The sequence below is a fragment of the Methylocystis sp. genome, assembly GCF_051061225.1.
GTDB lineage: Bacteria > Pseudomonadota > Alphaproteobacteria > Rhizobiales > Beijerinckiaceae > Methylocystis.
In genome coordinates this window covers 1-14,306 of record NZ_JBPFEB010000149.1, presented here as the reverse complement: position 1 = coordinate 14,306, position 14,306 = coordinate 1, and the positions used below count along the sequence as shown (strand labels likewise).

The 14,306-nt window shown below is 65.0% G+C and carries 25 protein-coding genes and 1 pseudogene; all 26 read right to left on the bottom strand.

Annotated features, from left to right (window positions below):
- Positions 1-74 precede the first annotated feature (74 nt).
- A complete protein-coding gene (gene rpsM, locus ACR652_RS25990; RefSeq protein ID WP_165055022.1) occupies positions 75-443 on the bottom strand; it encodes a 30S ribosomal protein S13 in 369 nt (122 codons plus the stop codon).
- Between the two features lie 223 nt (positions 444-666).
- On the bottom strand, positions 667-1,962 hold the full coding sequence (locus ACR652_RS25985; protein ID WP_434509378.1) for an Hsp70 family protein: 1,296 nt from the start codon (positions 1,960-1,962) through the stop codon (positions 667-669).
- Positions 1,963-2,037: 75 nt separating this feature from the next.
- Positions 2,038-2,619 (bottom strand): adenylate kinase, encoded by a 582-nt coding sequence (locus ACR652_RS25980; RefSeq protein WP_434509377.1) that lies wholly within the window; start codon positions 2,617-2,619, stop codon positions 2,038-2,040.
- On the bottom strand, positions 2,616-3,950 hold the full coding sequence (gene secY, locus ACR652_RS25975) for a preprotein translocase subunit SecY (RefSeq protein WP_434509376.1): 1,335 nt from the start codon (positions 3,948-3,950) through the stop codon (positions 2,616-2,618). The genes ACR652_RS25980 and secY overlap by 4 nt, the downstream gene beginning before the upstream one ends.
- 158 nt (positions 3,951-4,108) lie before the next feature.
- The gene (rplO, locus tag ACR652_RS25970) at positions 4,109-4,588 is read right to left on the bottom strand and encodes a 50S ribosomal protein L15 (RefSeq protein WP_434509375.1); all 480 of its coding nucleotides are present in this window, start codon (positions 4,586-4,588) and stop codon (positions 4,109-4,111) included.
- 10 nt (positions 4,589-4,598) lie between these two features.
- Positions 4,599-4,790 (bottom strand): 50S ribosomal protein L30, encoded by a 192-nt coding sequence (rpmD, locus tag ACR652_RS25965; RefSeq protein WP_434509374.1) that lies wholly within the window; start codon positions 4,788-4,790, stop codon positions 4,599-4,601.
- A 14-nt stretch (positions 4,791-4,804) separates the two neighbouring features.
- A complete protein-coding gene (gene rpsE, locus ACR652_RS25960) occupies positions 4,805-5,377 on the bottom strand; it encodes a 30S ribosomal protein S5 (RefSeq protein WP_434509373.1) in 573 nt (190 codons plus the stop codon).
- A gap of 213 nt (positions 5,378-5,590) precedes the next feature.
- Positions 5,591-5,953, bottom strand: a complete 363-nt coding sequence (rplR, locus tag ACR652_RS25955) for a 50S ribosomal protein L18 (RefSeq protein ID WP_434509372.1) — start codon at positions 5,951-5,953, stop codon at positions 5,591-5,593.
- Between the two features lie 12 nt (positions 5,954-5,965).
- A complete protein-coding gene (gene rplF, locus ACR652_RS25950) occupies positions 5,966-6,499 on the bottom strand; it encodes a 50S ribosomal protein L6 (RefSeq protein WP_434509371.1) in 534 nt (177 codons plus the stop codon).
- Between the two features lie 39 nt (positions 6,500-6,538).
- A complete protein-coding gene (rpsH, locus tag ACR652_RS25945) occupies positions 6,539-6,937 on the bottom strand; it encodes a 30S ribosomal protein S8 (RefSeq protein ID WP_434509370.1) in 399 nt (132 codons plus the stop codon).
- Positions 6,938-6,950: 13 nt separating this feature from the next.
- Positions 6,951-7,256 carry a 30S ribosomal protein S14 gene (gene rpsN / locus ACR652_RS25940; protein ID WP_434509369.1) on the bottom strand — a complete coding sequence of 102 codons (306 nt, stop codon included), beginning with the start codon at positions 7,254-7,256 and terminating at the stop codon, positions 6,951-6,953.
- A gap of 47 nt (positions 7,257-7,303) precedes the next feature.
- A complete protein-coding gene (gene rplE / locus ACR652_RS25935) occupies positions 7,304-7,942 on the bottom strand; it encodes a 50S ribosomal protein L5 (RefSeq protein WP_434509368.1) in 639 nt (212 codons plus the stop codon).
- Positions 7,935-8,252 (bottom strand): 50S ribosomal protein L24, encoded by a 318-nt coding sequence (gene rplX, locus ACR652_RS25930; RefSeq protein WP_434509367.1) that lies wholly within the window; start codon positions 8,250-8,252, stop codon positions 7,935-7,937. The genes rplE and rplX overlap by 8 nt, the downstream gene beginning before the upstream one ends.
- Positions 8,252-8,620, bottom strand: coding sequence for a 50S ribosomal protein L14 (rplN, locus tag ACR652_RS25925; RefSeq protein WP_434509365.1), 369 nt, complete (start codon positions 8,618-8,620; stop codon positions 8,252-8,254). Before rplN ends, rplX begins: the two co-directional genes overlap by 1 nt.
- A 203-nt stretch (positions 8,621-8,823) precedes the next feature.
- Positions 8,824-9,066: a 30S ribosomal protein S17 gene (rpsQ, locus tag ACR652_RS25920; protein ID WP_434509363.1), complete on the bottom strand. Its 243-nt coding sequence runs from the start codon at positions 9,064-9,066 to the stop codon at positions 8,824-8,826.
- Between the two features lie 13 nt (positions 9,067-9,079).
- On the bottom strand, positions 9,080-9,286 hold the full coding sequence (rpmC, locus tag ACR652_RS25915) for a 50S ribosomal protein L29 (protein ID WP_434509361.1): 207 nt from the start codon (positions 9,284-9,286) through the stop codon (positions 9,080-9,082).
- Between the two features lie 12 nt (positions 9,287-9,298).
- A complete protein-coding gene (rplP, locus tag ACR652_RS25910; RefSeq protein WP_434509359.1) occupies positions 9,299-9,712 on the bottom strand; it encodes a 50S ribosomal protein L16 in 414 nt (137 codons plus the stop codon).
- Positions 9,713-9,746: 34 nt separating this feature from the next.
- On the bottom strand, positions 9,747-10,505 hold the full coding sequence (gene rpsC, locus ACR652_RS25905; protein WP_434509357.1) for a 30S ribosomal protein S3: 759 nt from the start codon (positions 10,503-10,505) through the stop codon (positions 9,747-9,749).
- Between the two features lie 12 nt (positions 10,506-10,517).
- Positions 10,518-10,904 carry a 50S ribosomal protein L22 gene (gene rplV, locus ACR652_RS25900; RefSeq protein ID WP_434509355.1) on the bottom strand — a complete coding sequence of 129 codons (387 nt, stop codon included), beginning with the start codon at positions 10,902-10,904 and terminating at the stop codon, positions 10,518-10,520.
- A 6-nt stretch (positions 10,905-10,910) separates the two neighbouring features.
- Complete coding sequence (gene rpsS / locus ACR652_RS25895) at positions 10,911-11,189, bottom strand: 30S ribosomal protein S19 (RefSeq protein WP_332081193.1); 279 nt, start codon at positions 11,187-11,189, stop codon at positions 10,911-10,913.
- Between the two features lie 3 nt (positions 11,190-11,192).
- Entirely contained in the window at positions 11,193-12,032 is an 840-nt protein-coding gene (gene rplB / locus ACR652_RS25890; protein ID WP_434509353.1) for a 50S ribosomal protein L2, read from the bottom strand.
- A 22-nt stretch (positions 12,033-12,054) separates the two neighbouring features.
- Positions 12,055-12,351, bottom strand: a complete 297-nt coding sequence (locus ACR652_RS25885) for a 50S ribosomal protein L23 (RefSeq protein ID WP_434509351.1) — start codon at positions 12,349-12,351, stop codon at positions 12,055-12,057.
- The gene (gene rplD / locus ACR652_RS25880; RefSeq protein ID WP_434509350.1) at positions 12,348-12,968 is read right to left on the bottom strand and encodes a 50S ribosomal protein L4; all 621 of its coding nucleotides are present in this window, start codon (positions 12,966-12,968) and stop codon (positions 12,348-12,350) included. The genes ACR652_RS25885 and rplD overlap by 4 nt, the downstream gene beginning before the upstream one ends.
- 3 nt (positions 12,969-12,971) lie before the next feature.
- Positions 12,972-13,685 (bottom strand): 50S ribosomal protein L3, encoded by a 714-nt coding sequence (rplC, locus tag ACR652_RS25875; RefSeq protein ID WP_434509349.1) that lies wholly within the window; start codon positions 13,683-13,685, stop codon positions 12,972-12,974.
- Positions 13,686-13,737: 52 nt separating this feature from the next.
- Positions 13,738-14,046, bottom strand: a complete 309-nt coding sequence (rpsJ, locus tag ACR652_RS25870) for a 30S ribosomal protein S10 (RefSeq protein WP_003613511.1) — start codon at positions 14,044-14,046, stop codon at positions 13,738-13,740.
- A gap of 119 nt (positions 14,047-14,165) precedes the next feature.
- A pseudogene (gene tuf, locus ACR652_RS25865) lies at positions 14,166-14,306 on the bottom strand (elongation factor Tu); the annotation flags it as partial.

Genomic DNA, 14,306 nt, shown 5'->3' with positions numbered 1-14,306 from the left:
TCATGGCCGGGGCGCGCCCGGCCACTCGCGACGGATCGCCCCGGCGGAGCGCCGGGCGCGAATCCTGGCGCCGATTACTTCTTCTTGCCGGCGATCGGCTTGGCCTTGCCCTTGCGGGTGCGGGCGTTGGTATGGGTGCGCTGGCCGCGAACCGGAAGCTGGCGGCGATGACGCAGGCCGCGGTAGCAGCCAAGGTCCATCAGGCGCTTGATGTTGATCGCGACCTCGCGGCGCAGATCGCCTTCCACCAGATAGTCGCGGTCGATCGTCTCGCGGATCTGAAGGACTTCGGCGTCCGTGAGCTGGGCGACGCGGCGCTCGGCCGGGATGTTCACCTTCTCGCAGATCTCCTCGGCCTTCTTCGCGCCGATGCCGTGAATATACTGGAGCGCGATGACGACGCGCTTGTTCGTCGGGATGTTGACGCCTGCAATACGAGCCACGATTTTCTCCATGTCGGGCGGCGCGGGCGGCGCCGCCGGAGTGACCCCGCGTCCGGTGGAGGCCGGCCCCTGCGGGGAAGTCAGTTAGGGTTTCCCAGAACGCAAAAACGGAAGCCCTCCGAAGAGAACTTCCTGGAATTTCGCTCGGTGAACAGGCGATAACCAGCCCTCAGGGGCGGAGTCAAGAAAAAACGAACAAATCAGCCAAGAATCGACGGCGGCCTCACGCCGCACGCATGGCGTTATCAGACCCGAATTTGCGCGCGGCGTCCAGCCCCAGTCCGAGACCCACGGCCCCGAACATGTCGCCTTCGACGATCGTCGCCTGCGGCGTCAGCCCCGTCACCGCCGCCCGCACGGCCGGGATTGCGGTCGAGCCGCCGGTGAGAAACACGGCGTCGATTCGCTCGCCGGAAAGTCCGGATGCGGCGAGCGTCTCCTGCAATGTCCGGGACAGCGCGCCAAGCTGGTCGACGATCGCCCCATGGAGCGTCTCCTCACTGACCGCGACCGAAAGCCCGCTCTCGACTTCGGAGAGGTCGATCGTCGCCGCGCCCGCCGACGAGAGCGCGATCTTCGCGTCTTCCACGGCGAGCGCGACCGAATGGCCGCGTCGGCTCTCGATTACTTCCGCGAGGCGGGCGATCCGTTCCGGGGCGAGGGCGTAGCGCGCCAGCTCGGCGAGATCGCGCGCGACCTTGGGCGTGTACAGCAGATTGATCCGGTGCCAGGTCGCGAGATCGACGAAGAAGCCGTTCGGGACGCTGATCGCCTTGTCGCTGAACGGCAGCCGCATGTCGCCGCCGAGGCCCAGCAGAGGCATCACCGACTTCATGCTGAACAGCCGGTCGATATCCGTGCCGCCGATATGGACGCCCTTGCTGGCGAGCACGTCGCTCGCCCGGTCCGCGCGCGCGCGGCCCTCCGGAGAGACGCGCACCACCGAGAAATCCGAGGTGCCGCCGCCAATATCCGCGATCAGCGCATATTCCTCCCGCCGCACCTTCTGCTCATAGGCGAGAGCGGCGGCGATCGGCTCATATTGGAAAGCGATTTCGGTAAAGCCCTGGGCGCGCGCGATCTCTTCGAGCGCGTCCTGCGCCCGGCGATCCGCCGCCGGGTCGTCGTCCACGAAATGGACGGGCCGGCCGAGCACGACTTGCGTCACGTCGCGCCCGGACGCCTCGTCCGCCGCCCGCTTCAGGCGCGCGACGATCAGGCCGATGATGTCCTTGAACGAATAGGTTTTGGTCTTGATGCGCGTGGTTTCATCCATCAGCGCCGTGCCGAGGACGGATTTCAGGCTGCGCATCAACCGGCCGTCGACGCCCTGGACATAGGCGTCGATGGCGGCGCGACCGAACACCGGCGCGCCGTTGGCGAAATCAAAGAAGATCGAGCTCGGCAGCGTGCGGCTTCCGCCTTCGAGCGGCGCCAATTCGACGCCGTCACGGCCCGGAACCGCGACCGTGGAGTTCGACGTGCCGAAATCGAGGCCGCAAAAGGATTTTGCTTCCATGCGCCTGTCTCTGTTCGAAATTGCGGGGTCCAGAAGCAGATTGGCCCGGCGTGCGCCGGGCCATCCGTCCTTCATTCAGTGACCGATCGACCGGTTGATCGCCGTGGTCACCTCGTCGATGGCCATCATGCCATCGACCTGCTTGAGTTCGCCCCGCTGGGCGTAATGCTCGGAGACCGGGGCGGTCTGGGCGCGATAGGCGTCCAGCCGGGTCTTGAAGCTTTCCGGATTGTCGTCGGCGCGAACCGGCTTGCCGGCCGCCAGCGTCTCCGCGACGCGCTTGCGCATGCGGTCGACGAGCGCGGTCTCGTCCACGACGAGCTCGACCACGGCGTCGACGGTTTGCCCCTTGCGGGCGAGCAGCGCGCTAAGCGCCTCCGCCTGCGCGACCGTGCGCGGGAAACCGTCGAGAATGAAGCCGTTGGCGCAGTCGGGCTCGTCGATGCGCTGGTCGATGATGCCGATCACCACATCGTCCGGGACGAGCTGGCCGGCGTCCATCAGCGCCTTGGCCTTCAGGCCAATCGGCGAACCGGCGGCGACGGCCGCGCGCAACATGTCGCCGGTCGAAAGCTGCGGGATCGCGAGCTTCTCGACGAGACGAGCCGACTGCGTGCCCTTGCCGGCGCCCGGAGGGCCGAGAAGGACCAGCCTCATTTCCGGCGTCCCTTCAGCTTGGTCTTCCGGATCAGCCCTTCATACTGCTGGGCCTGCATGTGGCCGTGGATCTGGGAGACGGTGTCCATCGTCACGCTCACCACGATGAGCAGCGAGGTGCCGCCGAAGTAGAAGGGCAGATTCGCATAGGCGATGAGACCTTCCGGCAGCAGACAGATGATCGCGAGATAGCCCGCGCCCAGAACGGTGATGCGCATGAGCACGTCGTCGATGAACTTCGCCGTGCGCTCGCCGGGGCGAATGCCGGGGATGAAGCCGCCATGCTTCTTGAGATTGTCCGCCGTCTCCGTCGGATTGAAGACGATGGCCGTATAGAAGAAGGCGAAGAAGACGATGAGGCCCACATAGGCGAGCATGTAGAGCGGACGGCCGTGACCGAAATAGGCCGAGATCGTCGCGAAGACGCTTTCGGAGCCGGTCGACTGGTAGAAATTCGCGACCGTCGTCGGCAGCAGCAGCAGCGAGGACGCGAAGATCGGCGGAATCACGCCGGCCGTGTTCAGCTTCAGCGGCAGGAAGGACGTCTGGCCCTCATAGACGCGGTTGCCGTGCTGGCGCTTCGGATAAGTGATCAGCAGGCGGCGCTGGGCGCGCTCCATGAACACAATGAAGCCGATCACCGCGAAGGACATGCCGATCACGCCGAGAATCACGCCCGTCGAAATCGCGCCCTGTCGGCCGAGTTCGAGCGTCGAGACGATCGCCGAGGGGAAAGCCGCGACGATACCGGCGAAGATGATGAGCGAGGAGCCGTTGCCGATGCCGCGCGAGGTGATCTGTTCGCCGAGCCACATCAGGAACATGGTGCCGCCGACCAGCGTCACGACCGTCGTGATGCGGAAGAAGAGTCCGGGCTCCGTCACCACGCCCTGCTGTCCCTCGAGGCCGATCGCCATGGCGTAGGCCTGGAAGGTCGCGAGCGCGACGGTGAGATAGCGCGTATATTGGTTGAGGACCTTGCGGCCCTGCTCGCCCTCTTTCTTCAGCGTCTCGAGCGTCGGGAACACCGAGGTGAGGAGCTGAATGATGATCGACGCCGAAATATACGGCATGATGTTGAGGGCGAAGATCGCGCGGCGCTGCACGGCGCCGCCGGCGAACATGTTGAAGAGCTCGAGCATGCCCTTGGATTGGCCGAAGAAGCTCTTCGCGAAAGCCTCCGGATCGATACCGGGCAGCGGCACATAGGTGCCGAGGCGATAGACAATCAGCGCGCCCAGCGTGAACCAGATCCGCTTCTTGAGTTCCTCGGACTTGCCGAAGGCGGAGAGATTGACGTTGGCCGCGAGCTGCTCGGCTGCCGATGCCATGGAGGAACTCCCCTTTGTCGCGCCGCTTCTTGACCGGCGCCTTTTTGTTGGCGGGCGCGGGGAGCGAATGCCCGTCCTGTCGCGCCCGGCGATTGCGTTGACAGTTCTATAAGACAAAGCGGCCGCCCATGCGAGAGCGGCCGCTTAAAAAGCTTTCGTCAGGAGGCCGTTGCGGCGTCGCCCGCGAGGAGCTTCACCGAGCCGCCCGCGCCCTCGATCGCCGCGACGGCGCCCTTGGACGCGGCCGCGACTTCGAAAGCGAGCTTGGTCTTGATCTCGCCATTGCCGAGGATCTTGACGCCGTCGCGGGGCTTGGAGATCAGGCCGGCCGCGATCAGCGCGTCGACCGTCACCGGCGCCTTCGCGTCGAGCTTGCCCGCCTCGACCGCCTGCTGAATGCGGCCGATGTTGACCTCATTGTAGTCGGTCGAGAAGGGGTTGAAGAAGCCGCGCTTCGGCAGACGCCGATGCAGCGGCATCTGACCGCCCTCGAAGCCCTTGATCGCGACGCCGGTGCGGGCCTTCTGACCCTTGACGCCGCGTCCGCCCGTCTTGCCCTTGCCGGAGCCAATGCCGCGGCCAACGCGCATCCGGTTCTTGCTGGAGCCCGGATTGTCGGAGAGTTCGTTGAGTTTCATTGCCGCGTCCTCACTTCTCGCCGATGATTTTGACGAGATGCGCCACCTTGGCGATCATGCCGCGCACAGCCGGGGTGTCTTCCAGCTGGCGCTTGCGGCCGATGCGGGTCAGGCCGAGGCCGAGCAGCGTCCTGCGCTGACGCTCCGGACGGCCGATCGCGCTGCCCGTCTGCTCGACGGTGATCTGCTTGGTATTCGCCATGTCAGATCCCTCCCTTACGCGTCGACGGCGTCGGCGTCGACGCCCTGGCGACGAGCCTGAAGCGCCGACACCTTGAGGGAGCGGCGCGCGGCGACGGCGCGCGGCGAATCCTCACGGGCGAGCGCGTCGAAGGTCGCGCGAATCATGTTGTAGGGGTTGGACGAGCCCTGGCTCTTCGCCACGACGTCATGCATCCCGAGCGTCTCGAAGACGGCGCGCATCGGGCCGCCGGCGATGATGCCGGTGCCGGCGGGGGCGGCGCGCAACAGAACGCGGCCCGCGCCATGACGGCCATAAACGTCATGATGCAGGGTGCGGCCTTCGCGCAGCGGGACGCGAATCAGCGCGCGCTTGGCGGCTTCCGTCGCCTTGCGGATCGCTTCCGGAACCTCGCGGGCCTTGCCGTGGCCATAGCCCACGCGGCCCTTCTGGTCTCCGACGACAACGAGAGCGGCGAAACCGAAACGACGGCCGCCCTTCACGACTTTCGCGACGCGATTGATGTGGACCAGACGATCCACGAATTCGCTGTCGCGCTCTTCTCTATCCCGGTCGCGACCGCGACCGCCTTCAGCTTCACGCGCCATTCTTTTCTTCCGTCACTTACGCGGCGCAGTGCGCCGCTCGCTTCGTTTTGCCCCCTCTCCCCGCGCGGGGGGAGAGGGCTGGCGTGAGGGCCAAAGCCGCGCTCGAAGAGCGGGTCTTGCACTCACGCCTCGTGCCGCTCGCGACACTCGGCCTTGCCCCTCACCCCGGCCCTCTCCCCGCGAGCGGCGAGAGGCGATGAGGGGCGCGCGCCCTTAGAACTGAAGGCCGCCCTCGCGGGCGCCGTCGGCCAGCGCCTTGACGCGGCCGTGATACATGTAGGAGCCGCGGTCGAAGACGACTTCCTTGACGCCCTTGGCGGCGGCGCGCTCGGCGATGAGCTTGCCCACCACCTTCGCCGCGTCGATATTGGCGCCGGTCTTCAGGGCCTCGCGGTTCGCCTTTTCGATCGACGAAGCGGCGACGAGGGTCTGACCCTTCTCGTCGTCGATGATCTGGGCGTAGATCTGCTTCGACGAGCGGAACACGGAGAGACGCGGGCGGCCATAGGCGCGCTCGCGGATCGCCTTGCGGACACGCGCCTTGCGGCGCTGTTCGATGCTGACATCCTTGGCCATGGCGGCTGGTCCTTACTTCTTCTTGCCTTCCTTGCGGAAGATGAATTCGTTGGCGTATTTGACGCCCTTGCCCTTGTAGGGCTCGGGACCGCGGATGGCGCGGATTTCCGCCGCCACCTGGCCAACCTGCTGCTTGTCGATGCCGGTGATCGTGATTTCCGTCGGCTTCGGCGTCACGATGGTGATGCCGGCCGGGATCGGATAGTTCACGTCATGCGAATAGCCGAGCGCGAGCTGCAGGACCTTGCCCTGCACCGCCGCGCGATAGCCCACGCCGGTGATTTCGAGCTTCTTCTCGAAGCCGGAGGTCACGCCGATGACGAGGTTGTTGACGCGGGCGCGCGACGTGCCCCACAGCGCGCGGGCGCGCTTGGAGTCGTTGCGCGGATCCACCTTGATCGCATTGTCCTGATGCGTCACCGACACGTCGTCGGGCACCAGGAATTCAAGCTGACCCTTCGCGCCCTTCACGGACACGAGCTGGCCGTCGACCTTGGCGGTGACGCCGGCCGGAACGGCTACAGGCTTCTTGCCGATACGAGACATTGTTGCAATTCCTGTTCAGTCTGAGCGCGCGCGACGGTCTTAGAAGACCTTGCACAGCACCTCGCCGCCGACATTGTTCTCGCGGGCCGCATGATCGGCCATCACGCCCTTGGGCGTCGACATGATCGTGACGCCGAGGCCATTGGCCACGCGCGGCACGGCGTCGACAGCCGCGTAGACGCGACGGCCCGGACGGGAGACGCGCTCGATCTGCTTGATGACCGGCTGGCCGTCAAAATATTTCAGCTCGATCTCGAACTCGGTCCGGCCGTTGCCGAAATCCGTGGTCGAATAGCCGCGGATATAGCCCTCGTCCTTGAGCACGTCGAGCACATGGGCGCGAAGCTTCGAGCCCGGCGTCGTCACTTTGTCCTTACGGCGCATCTGCGCATTGCGGATGCGGGTGAGGAGATCTCCCAACGGATCGTTGATCGCCATCTTTCGGGTCTCCTTACCAGCTCGACTTCACCAGGCCCGGGATCAGGCCACGGGACCCGAGCTCACGCAGCGCAATGCGCGACATTTTCAGCTTGCGATAAAAGGCGCGGGGGCGTCCGGAAATTTCGCAGCGGTTGCGAATGCGGATTTTCGCCGAGTTGCGCGGAAGCTCGGCCAGCTTGAGACGAGCCTCGAACTGCTCCTCGATGGAGAGCGACTTGTCCTTCGCCTGCGCCTTCAGCCGCTCGCGGCGGCCGGCGTAAGACTTGACCAGCTTCGCCCTCTTTTTATTGTTCTCGATCGCGCTTTTCTTCGCCATGAGTAGTCTTGCCTTTCGGTATCCGCGTTTGAGGGGGTGTTAACCCCTCACTGCCGGAACGGGAAATTGAACGCCTTGAGCAGGGCGCGCGCCTCTTCGTCGGTCTTCGCCGTCGTGCAGACGATCACGTCCATGCCGAGGATCGACTCGGCCTTGTCGTAGTCGATCTCGGGGAACACGATGTGCTCCTTGATCCCGAGCGCGTAATTGCCGCGCCCGTCGAAGGACTTCGGGTTGAGGCCGCGGAAGTCGCGCACGCGCGGCAGAGCCACGGTGATCAGACGGTCGAGGAACTCGTACATGCGCGTCTTGCGAAGGGTCACCTTCGTGCCGATTGGCATGTTCTCGCGCACCTTGAAGGTCGAAATCGCCTTGCGGGCGCGGGTGATGACCGGCTTCTGACCAGCGATCAGGCTGAGGTCGCCAGCGGCCGAGGTCACCTTCTTGGTGTCGTTGACGGCTTCGCCGACGCCCATGTTGAGAACGATCTTCTCGATGGTGGGCACTTCGAGCGCGTTCTTGTAGCCGAACTGCTCGATGAGCTGGGAGCGAACGACTTCCTCATAGTGCTTGCGCATGCGCGGCGTGTAGCCGGCGATGCTCGCCTGGGCGACGGCGGCCGTCGCGGGGGCTTCCTTGGCCTTCGGAGCCTTGGCGGAAGCCTTGGCCTTCTTTTCCTCAGCCATCGATCAATTCTCCGGAACGCTTGGCGACGCGGACCTTGCGGCCGTCGTCGAGAATCTTGAAGCCGACGCGGGTCGCCTTGCCGTCCTTGGGATCGGCGACCGCGAGGTTGGACAGGTCGATCGCCGCGGCCTTGTTGACGATGCCCGCCTCGCGGTCCTTCGTCTGGCGCTGATGGCGCTTGACCATGTTGACGCCGTCGACGACGGCGCGGCCCTCGTCGGGAATCACGCGCACGACTTCGCCGGTCTTGCCCTTGTCGCGGCCCGTTAGCACCACGACCTTGTCGCCCTTCTTGATCTTGGCGGCCATTACAGCTCCTCCGGGGCGAGCGAAATGATCTTCATGTGGTTCTTGGCGCGCAGCTCGCGCGGCACCGGCCCGAAGATGCGGGTGCCGATCGGCTCCTTCTGATTGTTGATCAGAACCGCGGCGTTCGAATCGAAACGGATCACCGAACCGTCCGACCGCTTGATGTCCTTCGAGGTGCGCACGACGACGGCCTTCAGGACGTCGCCCTTCTTCACGCGGCCGCGCGGAATCGCTTCCTTGATCGACACGACGATAATGTCGCCGACCCCGGCGTATTTCCGCTTCGAGCCGCCCAGCACCTTGATGCACATCACACGGCGGGCGCCGGAATTATCGGCGACGTCGAGATTTGTTTGCATCTGAATCATGGCTTACCCGCCTTTCAATCCGGTCTGGTTTCGGCCCCGCCCGATCGCGACGGCCGACTTCGTCCGGAAAACCTTCATGTCCAACTTCAGCGCGCTTCCCCATCGCATGGGTCATGCGATGGGGAAGCGCGCCGGATTTTGATGGGCTCGAGCGGCTCTATAAGGGTCTTGGACCCTTTTGTATAGCGGCTCGAACAGGGTTTTTACGCGTTCGGGCCGTTTTCGACAACCCGCCAGCGCTTCAGTTTCGAGATCGGGGCCGTTTCCTCGATCGTGACCTGATCGCCGACCTTCACCGCGCCATTCTCGTCATGCGCATGATAATGCTTGGTGCGGCGGACCGTCTTCTGAAACAGCGGATGCGTGAAACGGCGCTCGACCTTCACGACAACAGTCTTGTTCTGCTTGTCGCTGATGACGACGCCCTGGAGAATTCGCTTCGGCATGGCGCTCTAAACCTTACTTTTCCGTGCTTTTCTGCGCGGCGATGGTCTTGGCCCGCGCAATGTCGCGACGGATGACGCGGACGCGGGCGGTGTTCTCGAGCTGGCCGGTCGCCCGCTGGAAACGAAGGTTGAACTGCTCCTTCTTGAGCTTCAGCACTTCGTCGTTGAGCTGGTCCTCGGTCATCGCCTTGATGTCGGAGAGGCGCTGCTTGGCTTTCATGTCGTCCTCCTCTTATTCGGCGATGCGTTCGATGAAACGGGTCTTGATCGGCAGCTTGGCCGCCGCGAGGCTCAGGGCCTCCCGGGCCAGCGCCGCCGGCACGCCGTCGACCTCGAACATGATGCGGCCGGGCGCGACGCGCACCGCCCACAATTCAGGTGAGCCCTTGCCCTTACCCATGCGGACTTCGGTCGGCTTCTTGGAGACCGGCACGTCCGGGAAGATGCGGATCCAGACGCGGCCGGCGCGCTTCATATGGCGCGTCATGGCGCGGCGGGCCGCTTCGATCTGGCGCGCGGTGACGCGCTCGGGCTCCAGCGCCTTCAGGCCGAACTGACCGAAGTTCAGCGAAAAGCCGCCTTTCGCCACGCCACGGATGCGGCCCTTGAAGGCCTTGCGGAACTTGGTGCGCTTGGGTGACAGCATGATGGGTGCTCTTTAACCTTTAAGGCTGTGCGCGTTACGCGTTGTCGCGGGGTTCGCGCGGCTCGCGGCGGCGGCGATCACGATCGCCACGGTCGCCACGTTCACGCTCGCCGTGATCGCCGGCGGCCGCTTCAGCAGCGCGACGCTCCTGCGCCATGGGATCGTGCTCGAGGATTTCGCCCTTGAAGATCCACACCTTGATGCCACAGGCGCCATAGGCGGTGTGGGCGGTCGCGGTGCCGTAATCGACGTCCGCGCGCAGCGTATGCAGCGGCACGCGGCCTTCACGATACCATTCGAGGCGAGCGATTTCGGCGCCGCCGAGACGGCCCGAGCAGTTGATGCGGATGCCCTGGGCGCCGAGGCGGATCGCCGACTGCACGGCGCGCTTCATGGCGCGGCGGAAGGCCACGCGGCGCTCGAGCTGCTGCGCGATCGACTCGGCGACGAGCGCGGCTTCCGTTTCCGGCTTGCGCACCTCGACGATGTTGATCACCACCTCGGAGCCGGTGAGCTTGGCGACGAGCTTGCGGATCTTGTCGATGTCCGCGCCCTTCTTGCCGATCACCACGCCCGGACGGGCCGAGTGGATGGTGACGCGGCACTTCTTGTGCGGGCGCTCGATGACGATCTTCGAAACGGCGGCCTGCTTGAGGGTCTTCGCGACCGCTTCGCGGATCGCCATGTCCTCGTGCAGGAGCTTCGCATATTCGCCCTTGCCGGCGAACCAGCGCGAATCCCAGGTGCGGTTGACGCCGAGGCGCAGCCCGATCGGATTAACCTTCTGACCCATGGTCTTGATCCTTTAGGCGTTCGCTTGCGCTTCGACTTCGCGCACGATGATCGTGAGGTTCGAGAAGGGCTTCTCGATCCGGCTCGCACGGCCGCGGGCGCGGGCGTGGAAGCGCTTCATGACCAGCGCCTTGCCGACGAAGGCCTGGGCGACGATCAGATCGTCGACGTCGAGCCCGTGATTGTTCTCGGCGTTGGCGATGGCGCTTTCCAGCGTCTTCTTCACCTCATGCGCGATGCGCTTGCGGGAAAACTCCAGATCGGCCAGCGCGCGATCGACCTTCTTGCCGCGAATGAGCTGGGCGAGAAGATTGAGCTTCTGCGGCGAGACGCGGATCATGCGGGCGACGGCCTTGGCCTCGTTCTCCGCGATCCGGGGCGGATTGGCTTGCTTGGACATTTTCGCTTAGCCCCTCTTCGCCTTCTTGTCCGCCGCATGGCCATGGAAGGTCCGCGTCGGCGCGAACTCGCCGAACTTGTGACCGATCATGTCCTCGGAGACGGACACCGGAATGTGCTTCTGGCCATTGTGCACGCCGAAGGTCAGACCGACGAACTGCGGCAGAATGGTGGAGCGGCGGCTCCAGATCTTGATGACTTCGGAGCGGCCGGAGGCGCGCGAGGTCTCTGCCTTCTTCAGCAGATAGCCGTCGACGAACGGGCCTTTCCAAATCGAGCGAGCCATGGATTAGCCCTTCTTCTTGCGATTGTGCCGCGACGACACAATGAAACGATCGGTGGACTTGTTGCTGCGGGTCTTCTTGCCCTTGGTCGGCTTGCCCCACGGGGTCACCGGATGACGGCCGCCCGAGGTGCGGCCCTCGCCGCCGCCGTGCGGATGGTCGATCGGGTTCATGGTGACGCCGCGGTTGTGCGGGCGACGGCCGAGCCAGCGCGAACGACCGGCCTTGCCGATCGAGGTGTTCATGTGATCCGGATTAGAGACCGCGCCGATGGTGGCGAAGCACTGGCCGTGGACCAGACGCTGCTCGCCCGAGTTCAGGCGGATGATGACATAGCCCTGGTCGCGGCCGACGATCTGGGCGTAGGTGCCCGCCGAACGCGCGATCGCGCCGCCCTTGCCGATCTTCATCTCCACATTGTGGACGATGGTGCCGACCGGAATATTGGCGATCGGCATGGCGTTGCCAGGCTTCACGTCGACCTGCTGCCCCGCGATCACCTCGTCGCCGACAGACAGACGCTGCGGGGCGAGGATATAGGCCAGCGTGTCGTCCGCGTAGCGGATGAGCGCGATGAAGGCCGTGCGGTTCGGGTCATATTCCAGACGCTCGACCTTGCCGACGACGTCGAGCTTGCGACGCTTGAAGTCGACGAGGCGATAGGCCTGCTTGTGGCCGCCGCCGCGGAAGCGGACGGTGATGCGACCCATGTTGTTGCGGCCGCCCTTCGAGGTCTTGCCCTCGGTGAGGGTCTTGACCGGCTTGCCCTTGTATAGATCGGAGCGGTCGACGATGACGAGCTGGCGAAGGCTCGGCGTGACCGGCTTGAATGTCTTCAGCGCCATTTTCTAGTCCTCACGCCTTCTCTTACAGACCGGTCGTCACGTCGATCTTGTGGCCTTCGGCAAGCGTCACGACGGCTTTCTTGACGTCGCTCTGCTGGCCGCGGACGCCGCGGAACGTCTTGACCTTGCCCTTGCGGACGAGGGTGTTCACGGACTCCACCTTCACGTCGAAGAGACCCTCGACCGCCGCCTTGATCTGCGGCTTGGTGGCGGTCCTGGCGACCTTGAAGACCACCTTGTTGTTCTCGGAAGCGAGCGTCGCCTTCTCGGTGATGACCGGGGCGACGATCACGTCGTAATGGCGCACGTCCTTGCTCATTTCAGGCGCGCCTCCAGCGCGTCCACCGCGGCGCGGGTCAGAACCAGCTTCTCGCGACGGATGATGTCGTAAACATTGACGCCCTCGACCGGCAACACGTCGATCTGCGGGATGTTGCGGGCGGCGAGCGCGAAATTGTTCTGCAACTCCCCGCCGACGATGATGATCGCGCTCGACAGGCCCGACTTCGCGAAGCCGCCGGCGAGGATCTTCGTCTTCGGCTCGGCGAGTTCCGCCTTCTCCCAGACGATGATGCCGCCGTCCTTGGCCTTGGCCGAGAGGGCATGCTTCAGGGCGAGCTGACGCACCTTCTTGGGCAGGTCATGCGCATGGCTGCGAACCTGCGGACCGAAGGCGCGGCCGCCGCCGCGGAACTGCGGGACGCGGGCGGAGCCGTGGCGGGCGCCGCCGGTGCCCTTCTGCTTGTACATCTTCTTGCCGGTTCGGGCGATGTCCGCGCGGTTCTTGACCGCATGGGTGCCGGCGCGGCGCTTGGCGAGCTGCCAGCGGATCTTCCGGTGGATGAGGTCCGCGCGCGGCTCCAGGCCGAAAATGTCGTCGGAAAGCTCGATCGAACCGGCCGCCTGGCCGTCGAACGACGTGACGTCGATCTTCACGGCTCAGTCCTCCTTCTTTTCTTCTTGAGCGGGGGCCGCGTCGCCGAGGCGGAACTTGCCCGGCTGCGGCGCGTCCTTCGGCAGCGCGCGCTTCACGGCGTCGCGAACGAAAATCCAGCCGCCGGCGACGCCGGGGACGGCGCCTTCGACGAGCAGCAGGCCGCGCTCGACGTCGGTCTGCACGACGCGCAAATTCTGCGTGGTCACGCGGTCGACGCCCATATGACCGGCCATCTTCTTGTTCTTGAAGGTCTTGCCCGGGTCCTGACGGCCGCCGGTCGAACCATGCGAGCGGTGCGAGACCGACACGCCGTGCGAGGCGCGCAGACCGCCGAAGCCCCAACGCTTCATCGGGCCGGCGAAGCCCTTGCCCGTCGAGGTGCCCGTCACGTCGACGAACTGGCCCACGACGAAGTGATCGGCGGTGATTTCCGCGCCGACCGGGAGCAGCTCTTCCTCGTTCACACGGAACTCGGCAAGCTTCAGTTTCGGCTCGACCTTCGCCGCGGCGAAGCGCGTGCGCTCCGCCTTGGAGACATTCTTCACCTTGGCGCGGCCGATGCCGAGCTGAACGGCGGTGTAGCCGTTCTTCTCCCTGGTCCGCTGAGCGACGACTTGGCAGCCGTCCAGCTTCAGCACCGTGACCGGCACATGCTCGCCCGCCTCTGTGAAGACGCGGGTCATTCCGACCTTTTGCGCGATGACGCCCGACCGCATGTTCAATATTCCTTCGCGAGGCGGCTGCCTTCAGGCGCCGCCCAATCCGTCCTTAGAGCTTGATCTCGACATCCACGCCAGCGGCGAGATCGAGCTTCATCAGCGCGTCCACCGTCTGCGGGGTGGGGTCGACGATGTCGAGAACACGCTTGTGCGTCCTGATCTCAAACTGCTCGCGCGACTTCTTGTCGATGTGGGGCGACCGGTTCACCGTGAACTTCTCGATCTTGGTCGGCAGCGGAATCGGGCCGCGGACCTGAGCGCCGGTGCGCTTCGCCGTGGAGACGATTTCCTTCGTCGACGTGTCGAGGATCCGGTGATCGAACGCCTTCAAGCGAATCCGGATGTTTTGACCGTTCATTGTCTCGTCCTTTGGGACCGCGAGCTCCTACGCCCGCCATCATGCGCCGCGCGCCGATGACAGCGCGCGGCCTTGTTCACAAGAGCGAGCCGTAAAGACCCGCGGTCCAGATCCGCTTCTTACTCGATGATCGAGGCGACGACGCCGGCGCCGACGGTGCGGCCGCCTTCACGGATGGCGAAGCGCAGCTTCTCCTCCATCGCGATCGGAACGATCAGCGCGACTTCCATCGTCACATTGTCGCCCGGCATCACCATCTC